This is a genomic window from Streptomyces poriferorum (assembly GCF_019399235.1).
GTDB classification, from domain to species: Bacteria; Actinomycetota; Actinomycetes; order Streptomycetales; family Streptomycetaceae; genus Streptomyces; species Streptomyces poriferorum.
Map to the genome: position 1 here is coordinate 14,241 of NZ_JAELVH010000089.1, position 14,108 is coordinate 28,348.

Sequence of the window (14,108 nt, forward strand, 5' to 3'; positions counted from 1 at the left end):
GGTCGGCCTGGTGTGGTTCCCACGGTGCACCATGGCACTGACAATCGACCTTCCCGCAGGTCAGGGGCAGTTGTCAGTGGTGCGGCCTAACGTCGTTCCCATGCTGCTGACTGACGGGGGAGAACCCTTGGGCGCCGCTGCTCCGGCGGCGCGCTGGACGGTGGAGCAGGTCCTGGCCCTGGCTCCTGACGACGCCTCGCGCAAGGCGGGGAACAAGCTGGGTTCGGCCGGTCCGTGGTCGGACACCGGAGGGGACGGTTCGGGCGCGGTCTGGGGGCTGTGCCGGGGCAGTGGGAGCAAGCCCTACCGGACGGTGGTCGACACCACGGGCCCGGCGTACAAGTGCAGTTGCCCCAGCCGCAAGTTCCCGTGCAAGCACGCGCTGGGCCTGCTGTTGCTCCTCGCGTCCGGCGGACCGGCGGTGCCCGCCGGCGATCCGCCCGGCTGGGCCGACGAATGGCTGACGGGCCGTCGCGCCCGCGCCCGGGCCAAGGAAGAGGTTCCGGGCGGTGGCCCGGCCGATCCCGAGGCCGCCCGGCGCCGCGCCGAGCGCAGGGCGGAGCGGATCGGTGGTGGTGCGCAGGAGTTGGAGCAGCGCCTGACCGACCTGCTGCGCGGCGGGCTGGCCGCGGCCGAGCAGTCGGGGTACGGGCTGTGGGAGGAGACGGCCGCCCGCATGGTCGACGCGCAGGCGCCCGGTCTGGCGGGCCGGGTCCGGGAGCTGGGTGCGATCCCGGCCTCCGGTCCCGGCTGGCCGGTGCGGCTGCTGGAGGAGTGCGCGCTGCTCCATCTGCTGGACACGGCGTGGCTGGGCATCGACCGGCTTCCGCAGCCGCTGGCGGCGACGGTCCGTACCCGCGTGGGTCTGACGGCCGCCGCGGAGGGACCACCGGTCCGTGACCACTGGCTGGTCCTCGCGCAGTACGACACACCCGAGGGCAAGATCGTCACGCGTCGCGTCTGGCTGTACGGCAGGGAGTCGGGCCGTATCGCGCTGCTGCTGTCCTTCGGGGCTGCCGGCCGCTCCCCCGCGCTGGCCCTGCCGGTGGGTGTCACGCTCGATGCCGGGGTCACACACTTTCCGGGGTCCGGACAGCTGCGGGCGGAGCTGGGCGAGCAGTTCGGCCCTCCCGTGCCGACCGGGCCACCACCCCCGGGCGTCACGGTCGGCGGGGCGATCGCCGCGTACGGCAGGGCGCTGGGCGACGACCCGTGGCTGGAGTCCTGGCCGGTGACGCTGCGCGATGTCATACCCGTGCCGTCCGCGGACGGCTGGCAACTGGTGGACGCGCAGGGCGATGACGCCCTTCCCGTCGCCGCTGCCGCGCTGTCCCGTCCGGCGTTGTGGAAGCTCGTCGCGCTCTCCGGCGGTGGCCCGGTCACCGTCTTCGGGGAGTGCGGCCACCGCGGCTTCGACCCGCTCGCGGCGTGGTCTCCCGGAAGGGAGGGCGGACGCGAGGGCCGTGGCGGGGCCACGTCGGCGGATCCTTCGTCGCGCAACCGGCCGGACGCCGTCGTCCCCGCCGCCGAGACCGTGCCGCTCATCTGACCCTGGAGGAGGAGCGATGCCTCGTACCACCCCGCCCACGACCACGACCGGGCCCGTGCCCCCCGCCGGTTCATCCTCCGACGCACCCGCCGGGGGGCCGGTGTCCCCTCCGTGGGAGGAACTCGTCACCTCGGCGTTGCTCGGCACGGACCGACGTCCGCCCGGGGCTGCCCCCGGCACCGGTCCGGACTCCGCAGCGGCCGCACTGCTGGACGCGGCCGCGCTGCACACCGTGCGCCGCCGGGCGGGTCTGCTGCCCGCACCCGCCGCGCCGCGGCCCGGCCCCGCGCCCGCCGACCCGCGGCCGGCGCTGCCGGAGGCGGCCCGGAGCCGGCTGGCGCAACTGCTCGCGGACCGGGCGGCGCCGGGCGGCTCGGGTGGCAGGCGCGGCACGGCGCCCGACCTCACGGAACTGATCCCGCAGTGGCTCGCCACCGCCAACCTGCACGGCTACCGGGCCCCGGACGCCGCGTTGCCGCCCCTGCTGGACGCGGCCCGGGCGCGTACGGATCTGCGGCCCCAGGCCCTGACGTTCGCCGGGCCGCGCGGGCTGTGGCTGGCCGGGCTGAACCCCGACTGGAAGTTCGCGCTGCGGGGCGCGTCCGGCAGCGCGCTGCTGCCCGAAGTGACGGACCTCGATGCTGTGCGCCGCCTGTGGGAGGAAGGCCTGTTCGCCGAACGCGTGGCCCTGCTGTCCGCCGTACGGGCGCATGAGGCGGAAGCCGCCCTCGCGCTGCTGGCCACCACCTGGTCCACGGAGCGGGCCGAGGACCGGCTGATGTTCATCGACTCTCTGCGCACCGGGCTGTCCGGGGCCGACGAGGAGTTCCTGGAGCAGGCCCTCGCCGACCGCAGCCGCAATGTGCGTGCCACGGCCGCCGAGTTGCTGTCCGCGCTGCCCGGATCGGCGCTGGCCCACCGGATGGCGGCGCGGGCCCTGTCCTGCGTGAGCCCGGGACTCACCGGCACCGGGCCGTCCGTGGCCGTGGAGGCCCCCCACGAATGCGACGCGGCGATGCAGCGGGACGGGGTGGTGGCGCTACCGCCGTCCGGACGGGGCGAACGGTCCTGGTGGCTGGGCCAGTTGGTGGAGTCGTCCCCGCTGTCCGTCTGGCCGGCGCGGTTCGGCGGCCGTGGTGCCCCGGAGATCGTCACACTGCCCGTGGCCGACGACTGGGGCGAGGAACTGCACGCGGCCTGGTGCCGGGCGGCGGTGCGCCAGCGGGACGCGGAGTGGGCGCGGGCACTGCTCGGCACCCCCTCCACACCACCGTCGAACGGCCCCGGCACGGCGTCGCTCGCCGAGCGTTCGAAGCTGCTGGCCGTTCTCCCCGCCACCGAACGGGCCGACTGGGTAGCCGGGTTCATCGCGGCCCACGGCCTCTCGGAGGCGTTCCAGCTGTTGGGGGTCTGCCCGACGCCGTGGGCGGAGCCGCTGGGGCGTTCCGTGGTGGACGCCCTCGACATCGCCCGGGACGCGGGCAGTTACCCGTGGAGCTTCAGCGGGGTGATGGGCCTCGCCGAACGCTGTCTGAACCCGGCCGAGGCGGACCGGCTGGAGGTCCTCACCACGACCCCCGACGAACCCGCGGACGCCTCACCGGGCGCCAACGGCTACTGGTCGGAGGCGTTCCAGCGGCTGGTCTCCACGTTGCGGCTGCGCGCGGCGATGGACAGGGAGCTGATACCGGCCCGCTGAGGCAGCGGCCGGCGGATACGGCCGGCGGGCCGGCCGGGCGGTGCCTCGGGCGCCGGGCGTCGAGCGGTGCCGGGCGCCCGGCGCCCGGCGCCCGGCGCCCGGCGCCCGGCGCCCGGCGTCCGGCGTCCGGCGTCCGGCGTCCGGCGTCCGGCGTCCGGCGTCCGACGCACCGCATCCCGCCGAACGCACGGAACCAGTGGACGAAGCGGCGCCGCACAGCACCACAGCCGTGGATCGGGTCCCGGACCGCAGTCCTGGGGCCCGGTCCGCAACCCTGGGGGCCCGGACCGCAACCCTGGGGGGCGACCCGGACCGTACTCCGGGTCGTGTCGTGCCGTGTCGCGTCGCGTCCTCGGGCCTTTCGTATGGATCAGCCCGGATCAGGGAGCGGGTCCGGTACATGCGGCTGCAAGACGGAGGAGGGGGGTCGCTGCGGAGCATCGGCGACCGACGACGACGCCGGACAGGGTCTCCCTGGTCGGACGAATCCGAGACCTCGGGCGCGCACCGGGCCCCGCGAGCGAGCCCGGCATGATCCACATGGCCCGAACGGGAGACCTTAGGCCTCCGCCGGCTGGCGGACGTTCGCGTTGACCCACTCGACGATCGCGACGGTCGTCGCGCCCGGCGTGAAGATCTCCGCGACGCCCTGCTCCTTCAGCGGGGCGATGTCCGCCTCCGGGATGATGCCGCCGCCGAAGACCTTGATGTCGGCAGCGTCGCGCTCCTTCAGCAGCTCGATCACCTTCGCGAAGAGCGTGTTGTGCGCGCCGGAGAGGATCGAGAGCCCGATGGCGTCGGCGTCCTCCTGGATCGCGGTGTCCACGATCTGCTCGGGCGTCTGGTGGAGCCCCGTGTAGATGACCTCCATACCGGCGTCGCGCAGCGCCCGCGCGATCACCTTGGCCCCGCGGTCATGGCCGTCGAGGCCCGGCTTGGCCACCACCACACGGATCGGACCGGTCACACCCATCACTGCCTCCACATGCGTCTCCCGTGCCTGAAGGCCAGGGAATGTGAACGAACGTTATCCCCAGCATCCCGCAAGCCGCAGTTTCGCGGTGGGCGGGGAGGGGGAAATCACACGTGGGACATGTTCACCGGGCACCGTTCCCGCAGCACGCGGCAGTCATGCCGTGCGGGACCGGCCGCCGGGGAGCCGCAACGAGGTCGCCGTACCACCGCGCCGTCAGCCGCACGGCACGGTGGTACGGCTCATCACCCGCCTGTCCGCCGGTCACCGATGGTGGACCGGAGGACACGGCGGGCGGCGAGTCCCGGACGGCGACCGGCCGGCCCGGACCTCCGAGATGGCGCCCCATGAGGGCAGACGGGGCAGCGAGCCGCTCCTCCCCGGGTGCCGGAGCAGGAGGTCGACCGTGAGGACCCCGCATACCCCCAAGACCGCGCAAGCCCCGATCCTGCCCCTCCTTCCCCTCCTGCTGCGCCGGCTGTGCACGGGCACCACCTGGCTGCCGTCCGTCCGGATGCCGTCCACCCGGCTGTCCGCGGCCCTGCTGAGGGCGACGGCGCTCGAACTGGTGGTGCTCGCGGGGCACGCCCTTCTGTATCCCACCGGCATCACCGGCGAGCGGCACCCCGCAGCCGGAACGACAACGGGGACGGCAACAGGAACGGGGACGGGAACGGGAACGGGAACGGCAACCGGAACGGCAGGCCACCCCGGCCCAGCTCCCGCATCCGCTCCCCTGTCCGCCCCCGCATCCGCTCCCGCAGGGACCACCGCGCTGCCCACCGGGCGCCCCGACCGGCCGCCCGTCGTGCTCCTGCACGGGTTCATCGACAACCGTTCCGTCTTCGTCCTGCTGCGACGCTCGCTGGCCAGGCACGGCTGGCACCACCTGGAGTCGCTCAACTACTCCCCGCTGACCTGCGACATCCGTACGGCTGCCGAACTGCTCGGCCGGCACATCGAAGAGATCTGCGCCCGCACCGGCCACCGCGAGATCGACATCGTCGGCCACAGCCTGGGCGGCCTGATAGGGCGCTACTACGTCCAGCGCCTCGGCGGTGACCGGCGGGTCCGCACCCTGGTCACCCTCGGCACACCGCACGGCGGCACCGCCGTCGCCCCGCTGGCCGGCGCCCACCCCATCGTGCGCCAGATGCGCAGCGGCTCGGCGCCGATCGAGGAGCTGCGGCTCCCCGCGCCCGGCTGCCGCACCCGGTTCGTCAGCTTCTGGAGCGAGCTGGACCAGGTGATCGTCCCGGTCGAGGCGGCCTGCATCGACCATCCGGACCTGGACGTGGTGAACGTGCGCGTCACCGGCGTCGGCCATCTCGCCCTGCCCGTGCACCCTGCCGTGGCGGCCGGCATCCGCCAGGCGCTCGACGCCCACGCGTCGGCCCAGGGGCCCGCGGGCGCCGCCTCCGTGGCCTGAGGACGACCGAATCGGCCGGAATCCGGCAGCCGAGCACCCTTCCGTCAACGCACCACCCCGGCCACAAATAGAACGGGTTTCGAACATAGAGCCAAGGCTGTGTGAGCAGCCCGGCGAAAGACGGCCGATTGCCCGTTTCCTGAGCGGCCGGAGGCCGTCGAAGATTGTCGGCGTCGCGTACCGCCGGGTACAGTCGCGGCCACTGCTTTCCCCGGAGTCCCCACCGGACCCCGGAGACACTGGTCCTGCTGCCGAGGCGAGAGAGACGTTGGTGAACGACCAGCACCCCCACGCCGGGTACGCCGGATATGACGGCCACTCCACGGGCGGCTTCGACAGCGACCCGCTCTTCGGCTCCCTCCCCGGCAGTTACGACGGCTCGTACGACACCACGACGGGCTACGCCGCCCCGTACGGCAGCAACACGGCCGACCACAGCGGCACGTACGACGCATCCTCGTGGGACACGGGCGCGCACCCCACGGCCGAGTACGGCCATTCCGCCGACTACACGGCCTACACCGCGCAGCCCCAGCAGCCGCAGCAGCCGCAGCAGCCGCAGCAGCACCCGTACGACCCCGGCCCGCAGTACGACACCGGCTCGACCTGGATCCCGGCGGACGGCGGTTACGGCCACACCGTCCCGGCCCAGCACGACGCCCCGGACACCTCCGGCCAGTGGGACACCACCACCTGGCAGCAGACCGGCCAGTGGACCGGCACGGGCACGACGGGTTACGACACCGGCGCCTACGACGCGACCGCCTGGAACACCGGCGCCACGCCCGAGTACGCACAGCAGGCCGAGCAATCCGCGCACACCGCGGCCGCGCCCGACGCAACCGAACAAACGGCCCAGTATCCGTACGCGACCGACGAGACGTACGAGCAGCAGAGCTCCCACGAGACGCCCTACGAGCAGCCGCAGGCGTCCTTCGATCCGTACGAGCCCTACCGGACCGCCGAGTTCAGCCTCGCGGAGACGGATCCCGGCGCCGTGGCCACCGACGGCACCGCGTCCGAGCCGGAGGACCACACTCGCGGCCACGTCCGCGACCACGATTCCGCAGCCGCACCCGACTCGGCCCCGGACGCCGCCCCGGACGCCGGTCATCGCCCCGCGGGCCGCCCCGTCACCCGCAGTGGTGGCGGGAGCCGCAGCCGCCGGCGCTCCCCCGCGAAGCGTTCCGCGCTCCTCACCGTCGCCGTTCCGTCCGCCTGCGTGATGAGCGTGGCGGGCATCGCCGCAGCCTCCGTGGGCGGGATGGGCGGCGGCGAGGAGAAGAAGGACGAGACCACGACGATGGCGGCCGCCGACCCCGGCACGGTCAAGCCCGTCGCGGCCAACAACGAGCTGGACACCCAGCTGGCCAATCTCAGTGCCGACGCGGAGAACTTCGCCGACCGCGCCAGCCGCACCCAGGAGCGCATCGACCTGAAGGCGCGGCAGGCCGCCGAGAAGAAGAAACGCGCGGAGGAGGCCGCCCGCAAGGAGGCTCTGCGCCCCAAGTTCGTCATGCCGGTCAAGGACCACCAGCTCAGCGCGTACTTCGGCCAGGCGGGCGTCAACTGGATGTCCGTGCACACCGGTATCGACTTCCCCGTCGACTACGGCACGCCGGTGATGGCGGCGACCGACGGCACCGTGCGCACGCAGTTCAACACCGCCTACGGGAACATGGCCATCGTCACCGCGGCCGACGGCACCGAGACCTGGTACTGCCACCTCAGCAGCACCCGGATCCGCTCCGGCTCGGTCAAGGCCGGTGATGTCATCGCGCACTCCGGCGACTCCGGCAACTCGACCGGCCCGCACCTGCACTTCGAGGTCCGGCCCGGCGGCGGCGCGGCGATCGACCCGCTGCCCTGGCTCCGCAGCCACAACGTCAACCCGAACTGACCGGGTGGGCGGCCGCGGCCGCCCACCCGCAGGGGCTGGTACTCCTACAGCTTCTCGACCGGGGCGTACCGCAGCAGCAGCTTCTTCGGCCGCTCGTCCCCGAAGTCGACCGTGGCCTTCGCCTGGTCCCCGATGCCCTCGACCGCCGTCACCGTGCCCAGACCGAACTGGTCGTGGGTGACCCGGTCACCGGCCACCAGCGTGATCGTCGGCTTGTCCGAGGTCCGCCGGGTCGCGAAGCCCGAGGGACCGGAGCGTGCACGGGACGCGGAGAGCGACGAGGTGATGCCCGACGTCGGCCCGGCCGGCGCCGCCATGGGGCCCTTGCGCTTCCACTCCAGGTGCTGGTCCGGGATCTCCTCCAGGAACCGCGACGGCGGGTTGTACGAGGGCTGGCCCCAGGCACTGCGCATCGCCGCGCGGGTGAGGTAGAGCCGCTCACGGGCGCGCGTGATGCCGACGTAGGCCAGCCGGCGCTCCTCCTCCAGCTCCTTGACCTGGCCGAGCGCCCGCATGTGCGGGAAGACGCCGTCCTCCATGCCGGTCAGGAAGACCACCGGGAATTCGAGGCCCTTGGCGGTGTGCAGCGTCATCAGCGTGACGACGCCGGAGCCGTCCTCGTCCTCGTCGGGGATCTGGTCGGCGTCGGCGACGAGCGCGACCTTCTCCAGGAACTCGGCGAGCGTGCCCGCGCCTTCGTCCTCGGCCCGATCCTGCTCGAACTCGAGGGCGACGGAGGCGAGTTCCTGGAGGTTCTCGATCCGGGTCTCGTCCTGCGGGTCGGTGGACGCCTGGAGCTCGGCGAGATAGCCGGTCCGCTCCATGACGGCCTCCACCACGACCGCCGGTCCCGCGCCGGACTCCACGATCGTGCGGAGCTCCTCCATCAGCGTGTTGAACCGCTTCACCGCGTTCGACGAACGGGCGGCCATGCCGTACGCCTCGTCGACACGGCGCAGCGCCTGCGGGAACGAGATCTTCTCGCGCATCGACAGGGCGTCGATCATCGCCTCGGCCCGGTCGCCGATGCCGCGCTTGGGCACGTTCAGGATGCGGCGCAGCGGGACGGTGTCCTCCGGGTTGGAGAGGACCCGGAGATAGGCCAGGACGTCCCTGACCTCCTTGCGCTCGTAGAAGCGCACGCCGCCGACCACCTTGTAGGGCAGGCCGACGCGGATGAAGATCTCCTCGAAGACACGTGACTGCGCGTTCGTCCGGTAGAAGATCGCCACGTCGCCCGCCTTGGCGTCGCCCGCGTCGGTCAGCCGGTCGATCTCGTCGGCGACGAACTGCGCCTCGTCGTGCTCGGTGTCGGCGACGTAGCCGGTGATCCGGGTGCCGGCGCCAGCGTTCGTCCAGAGGTTCTTCGGGCGGCGGCTCTCGTTGCGCTCGATGACCGCGTTGGCAGCGGACAGGATCGTCTGCGTGGAGCGGTAGTTCTGCTCCAGCATGATCGTCTTCGCGTCCGGGTAGTCCTCCTCGAACTGGAGGATGTTGCGGATGGTCGCGCCGCGGAAGGCGTAGATCGACTGGTCCGCGTCACCCACGACGCACAGCTCGGCGGGGGCGTCCTCCGGACCGGCCGGGCCGACCAGTTCCCGTACGAGCGTGTACTGGGCGTGGTTGGTGTCCTGGTACTCGTCGACGAGGACGTGGCGGAAGCGGCGGCGGTAGTGCTCCGCGACGTCGGGGAACGCCTGGAGCAGGTGCACCGTCGTCATGATGATGTCGTCGAAGTCCAGCGCGTTCGCCTCGCGCAGACGGGACTGGTAGAGCGCGTAGGCCTGGGCGAGCGTCTTCTCGAAGCCGTCGGAGGCCTGTCCGGCGAAGGTCTCCTCGTCGATCAGCTCGTTCTTCAGGTTCGAGACCTTCGCCGTGAACGACTTCGGCGGATAGCGCTTCGGGTCGAGGTCGAGATCGCGGCAGACCAGGGCCATGAGGCGCTTGGAGTCGGCGGCGTCGTAGATCGAGAACGAGGAGGTGAAGCCGAGCCGCTTCGACTCGCGGCGCAGGATCCGTACGCACGCGCTGTGGAAGGTCATGACCCACATGGCGTTGGCCCGCGGTCCGACGAGCTGCTCGACGCGCTCCTTCATCTCGCCGGCGGCCTTGTTGGTGAAGGTGATCGCCAGGATCTGGCCGGGGTGCACGCCGCGCTCGGCCAGCAGATGGGCGATGCGATGGGTCAGTACGCGGGTCTTGCCCGAACCGGCACCGGCGACGATGAGCAGCGGGGACCCGGCGTGCACGACGGCTGCGCGCTGCTCGGTGTTCAGCCCGTCCAGCAGCGCGGCCGCGTCGATGACCGGGCGGTGGGCCCCGTCGCGGTAGTACGCCTCGCGGGGCGGCGGGGGCCCGTCGAAAACGCCCGCGAAGAGGTCCTCCGGCACCGCTTCGGGTGCGGAGTCCTCGGGGGGCGGCGGGGGCCCTTCCTCCGTGTGCTGGAGGCCGGCCAGGAAACTGTCGTCAAAGAGGCTGCTCATCGCCTCCCGAGTCTAGGCGTGCGCACTGACACTCCGGGCCCGAGTGACCAACCACGCACCCCCGACCGGACACACAGAGCGAGCAGAGGACGTCGCTGTGTGGAGCGACCCCGGGCTCCACCTGCCCCGCAGCACCCCGATCCGGTGAGGTCACGAAAATGTATCGGGCATATCGAACATCAACCTTCACAGCGACACCATGAGTTGGCTAGCGTGCTCGTTCGGGCGGCCCGTACCCCCAGAGGCGATCCACGCCGAGCGGGCGTCCACGCCGAATCCGGGCTGCCCGTCACGGGAGTCCGGAACCGGGGACCCACACGCATCACCGGGGTGAATCGGTCCGCATCCCCCACCAGGACCGTAGGGCAGCCTTCCGTTCCGCCCGAACCCGACAGCTAACCCGGTAGGCGGTCCACGGAAGGAGATGCCGGCCTTGGCGTCGCATCGCAAACCGCGCACCCGTGTGCGCAATACCGGCCCGGCCGTCGGGATCACGACGGCCGCACTGGCGTCGGTGACTCTGCTGTCCACGCAGAGCGCACTCGCCGCTCCGGCTCCCAAGCCCAGCATCGAGGACGTGCAGAAGAAGGTCGACGACCTCTACCGGCAGGCGGGCACCGCGACCCAGCAGTACAACCAGGCGAAGGAAGCGACCACCGCGCAGCGCTCCAAGGTGGACACGCTCCTCGACGACGTCGCCAAGCGCACGGAGAAGGTGAACGAGGCCCGCAGGACGCTCGGCACCTACGCCGCCGCCCAGTACCGCGGCGGCACCCTCGCCCCGACCGCCACCTTCTTCCTGGCCGACGACCCGCAGTCGTTCTTCGACCAGACCCACCTCATGGACCGGATGACCGAGCGCCAGACACGGGCGGTGTCGGACTTCCGTACGCAGCAGGCGAAGGCGTCCAAGCAGCGGGCCGAGGCCGTGGCGAGCCTGGAGACGCTCACCGAGTCCCAGGCGACGCTGCGCACCAGCAAGCAGAACGTCCAGACGAAGCTGTCCGAGGCCCGCGGCCTGCTCTCGAGGCTGACCGCCGAGGAGAAGGCACGCCTGGCCGAGCTGGAGCGCAAGAAGGAGGCGGAGGCCAAGCGCAAGGCGGCGGAGCTGGCGAAGAAGCAGGCCGCCGCGAAGGCCGAGGCCGACCGCAAGGCCGCGGCGGCCGAGGAGGCCGCCAAGGAGACCGGCAGCGGTACGGGGACAGGCACCGGGACCGGCTCCGGTTCGGGTTCGGACGCCGACGCCTCGACCAAGGCCGAGAAGGTCATGGCCTTCGCCAGGGCGCAGCTCGGCAAGCCGTACGTCTGGGGGGCGACCGGCCCGGCCTCGTACGACTGCTCGGGGCTCACCCAGGCGGCCTGGAAGGCGGCCGGTGTCGACATTCCGCGGACCACCTGGGACCAGGTGAACGTGGGCACCCGGATAGCCACGGAGGATCTGCGGCCCGGGGACCTGGTGTTCTTCTACGACGACATCAGTCACGTCGGCATCTACAAGGGCGACGGCATGATGATCCACGCACCGAAGCCGGGGGCGAACGTGCGCGAGGAGTCGATCTACTACATGCCGATCTACGGGAGCGTGCGTCCGGGCTGACGAGCCCGCCGGGGTTGCCGCGGGGGTCGCGCATTGGGTCCACGGGCCCAAGACGCGGCCCCTGTATGCCCGTTAACGTCTCCTCATGCCACGCATGGGGGAATTACGGCGCCGCGTGCGGCGCGGTGTGCCGCGCACACAGGCACGCGTGTTGGGGCTGCGCCGACGGCGTGACCGGGGCCAGGGTGCGCTGGAGTACCTGGGTCTGACGCTGGTCGTCGTGGCGGTCATCGGCGCCCTGGTCGCCACGGGGATCGGCGCGGACCTGACGGAGAAGATCGGGGTCCAGGTCTGCCGGATCGGCGGCGGCGGGAACTGCGGGAACGACGGCGGCGCCGAGGCACAGGGCGATTCGGACACGCCCGGCAACGGTCAGGGCGATCCGGCCTCGGAGAGGAACGGGGACGGCTCCCCGAAGACTCCGGCCCAGATCGAGTACGACAAGGCGCTGAAGGACCTCCAGGACGCGAAAGCGGAGGAGAAGTCCAACTCGGACAAGGCGGTCGACGCCGCGAAGGAACTCGCGAAGATCCTCGCCGACGAGCTGGGCATCACCGACGCGCTGGACTGCGTCACCAAGGGCGACATGGGCGCCTGCACCGAGACCCTGATCAACGTCCTCCTGAGCCTGGTCGGCGGTGCGGTCGCGAAGCTGGGGGCCAAGTACGGGGCGCCCTGGAAGTGGAAGAAGGCCTACAAGCTCATCAAGAGCTTGAAGAAGCACGGCGGTGACCTCTACGACGGCCTGAAGGGCCTCGTCAAGAGCCGGAAGAAGGTCAAGGACGCCGAGAAGGCGTTGGAGAACGCCGGCAAGAAGGTCGACGGGGAGAAGAAGAACCCGCCGAAGAAGGACGAACCCGAGAAGAAGCCGGACTGCCCGGTCAATCACAGCTTCCTCGCGGGCACCCCCGTCCTCCTCGCCGACGGCACCCGCCGCGCCATCGAGGACATACGGGCCGGCGACCGTGTCCTGGCCACCGACCCGGCGGGCGGCCGGAGCGCGGCCCGCACGGTGACGGACACCATCACCACCGAGGGCGACAAGCACTTCACCCGGCTCACGGTGGAGCAGAACGGCCGTACGGCCACCCTGACCGCCACGGACACGCACCCGTTCTGGCTGGCGAACGAGGGACGCTGGGCCGACGCGGGCCGGATCGCCGCCGGCGACGCACTGCGGCTGTCCGACGGCGGCACGCTCGCCGTCACCTCGGTCAGCCGGTACACGCGGCGTCAGCGCACCCACGACCTGACGGTCGACACCACGCACACCTACTACGTGGCCGTCGGCCGGGGCAACGTCCTGGTCCACAACAACGACTGCGGCCCGAAGAAGCGGACCCCCGCCGAACTGAAGAAGCTCGCCGAGGAGAACGCCCAGGCGGCCCGCGACTACCAGGACGTCTTCCTGGACGAGGTGCGACGCGAGGCGAAGGCCAAGGGCAAGAGCCCGGAGGAGATCGAGAAGGCGGTCGAGTGGGCCGAGAAGACGAACACCACCTCCGTCGTCCGGGCGCGCTTCCCCGTACCCGGCAAGCCGGGACAGTGGGTGGAGCGCAACGTGGTCTCCAGCAGCGGCCAGGGTCTGTCCCCGGCGCAGCTGAGCGCCATCGCCAAACGCGGTGACGTCCCGGTCCGCGTCAACGTGCAGGGCGCCACGCACGCCGAGCAGAACGCCCTGCTGGAGATCGACAAGCTGGGCGGCAAGCCCATCGCCGGCGGGGCGTCGCGCGAGGTCTGCCAGGACATCTGCGGACCGCTCATCAAGGGTTCCGAGGGTGTGGTCAGCGGCAATGTGACGGGGCGGGGCGGACGCAAGTACAAGACGTTCTGGTGGCCGTGACCGGGCCTGCGCCGGGTACCGTGCGGAAGGTGTCCGGCACCGGACGGGCATCGGCGTACACAGGACGAGCACCAGCAGGAGCGAGCGAGCGTGAAGATCTTGGAGAGCGTCCGGGGCATGGCCTTCCTCGGGACCTTCGCCCAGGCGAGGCTGTTCTCGGCGGCCTGCGCCGAGCGCACCGCGGGAGTACTCCTGCGGTATCTCGCCGACGAGGGGCGCCCGGAGGACCAGGACAGCTGCGTGGCCGCCCTGGAGCTGCTGTGGGACATCGCGCCGCCGGACGGGAGCGCGGCGGCCGCCATGCACCGCCGGCTGAGCGTGCTCCCCGAACTCGATCCGGAACTACGGCCGGACGGGGCCGTCGCGGCGGCGGCGCTCGGGCTCAGGGCCCTGTTCTCCGGGGTGGCGATGCTCATCGACCAGGGCCCGGACGGTGCGGTCGCGCCCTCCGAGTCGGCGCGGGCGCTTGCCCGGGCACTGGACGGCGGGAGCGGCGCGACAGCTGCCGAGGAGGACGTCATCCAGGACCGGGACGTCGAGCGGATCATGTCGTGGAGCCCTGAGGAGCAGGCGCTGCACGTCCACGGGCTGCGCGCGTCGGCGGCGGAGGCGGGTCGCGCGCAGCCCGTGGACGT

Annotated in this window: 9 protein-coding genes and 1 riboswitch; of the genes, 7 read left to right on the plus strand and 2 right to left on the minus strand. The window is 72.1% G+C overall.

Annotated features, from left to right (window positions below):
* Nucleotides 1–100 precede the first annotated feature (100 nt).
* Entirely contained in the window at nucleotides 101–1,549 is a 1,449-nt protein-coding gene (locus JGS39_RS17365; protein WP_219570036.1) for an SWIM zinc finger family protein, read from the plus strand.
* Between the two features lie 16 nt (nucleotides 1,550–1,565).
* Nucleotides 1,566–3,248 carry a DUF5691 domain-containing protein gene (locus JGS39_RS17370; RefSeq protein WP_219570037.1) on the plus strand — a complete coding sequence of 561 codons (1,683 nt, stop codon included), beginning with the start codon at nucleotides 1,566–1,568 and terminating at the stop codon, nucleotides 3,246–3,248.
* 559 nt (nucleotides 3,249–3,807) lie between these two features.
* Here the strand turns inward: JGS39_RS17370 and icmB are convergent.
* Nucleotides 3,808–4,221, minus strand: a complete 414-nt coding sequence (gene icmB / locus JGS39_RS17375) for a coenzyme B12-dependent isobutyryl CoA mutase small subunit (protein ID WP_148020298.1) — start codon at nucleotides 4,219–4,221, stop codon at nucleotides 3,808–3,810.
* Between the two features lie 514 nt (nucleotides 4,222–4,735).
* Between icmB and JGS39_RS17380 the strand changes: the two genes are divergently transcribed.
* Together JGS39_RS17380 and JGS39_RS17385 are read left to right on the plus strand one after the other, a co-directional pair.
* The gene (locus JGS39_RS17380; RefSeq protein WP_219570044.1) at nucleotides 4,736–5,650 is read left to right on the plus strand and encodes an esterase/lipase family protein; all 915 of its coding nucleotides are present in this window, start codon (nucleotides 4,736–4,738) and stop codon (nucleotides 5,648–5,650) included.
* A gap of 271 nt (nucleotides 5,651–5,921) precedes the next feature.
* Nucleotides 5,922–7,550 (plus strand): M23 family metallopeptidase, encoded by a 1,629-nt coding sequence (locus JGS39_RS17385; RefSeq protein ID WP_219570038.1) that lies wholly within the window; start codon nucleotides 5,922–5,924, stop codon nucleotides 7,548–7,550.
* Between the two features lie 44 nt (nucleotides 7,551–7,594).
* Here the strand turns inward: JGS39_RS17385 and pcrA are convergent, their stop codons facing one another.
* Entirely contained in the window at nucleotides 7,595–10,033 is a 2,439-nt protein-coding gene (gene pcrA / locus JGS39_RS17390; protein ID WP_219570039.1) for a DNA helicase PcrA, read from the minus strand.
* A gap of 259 nt (nucleotides 10,034–10,292) precedes the next feature.
* A riboswitch (cyclic di-AMP (ydaO/yuaA leader) is annotated at nucleotides 10,293–10,459 on the plus strand.
* 7 nt (nucleotides 10,460–10,466) lie between these two features.
* Here pcrA and JGS39_RS17395 point away from each other — a divergent pair.
* The 3 genes from JGS39_RS17395 to JGS39_RS17405 form a co-directional block, all read left to right on the plus strand.
* Nucleotides 10,467–11,630, plus strand: coding sequence for a C40 family peptidase (locus tag JGS39_RS17395; protein ID WP_371930605.1), 1,164 nt, complete (start codon nucleotides 10,467–10,469; stop codon nucleotides 11,628–11,630).
* Nucleotides 11,631–11,778: 148 nt separating this feature from the next.
* A complete protein-coding gene (locus tag JGS39_RS17400) occupies nucleotides 11,779–13,473 on the plus strand; it encodes a polymorphic toxin-type HINT domain-containing protein (RefSeq protein WP_219570041.1) in 1,695 nt (564 codons plus the stop codon).
* Between the two features lie 90 nt (nucleotides 13,474–13,563).
* Nucleotides 13,564–14,108 (plus strand): hypothetical protein (locus JGS39_RS17405; RefSeq protein ID WP_219570042.1); only part of this gene is annotated, 545 nt, incomplete at its 3' end.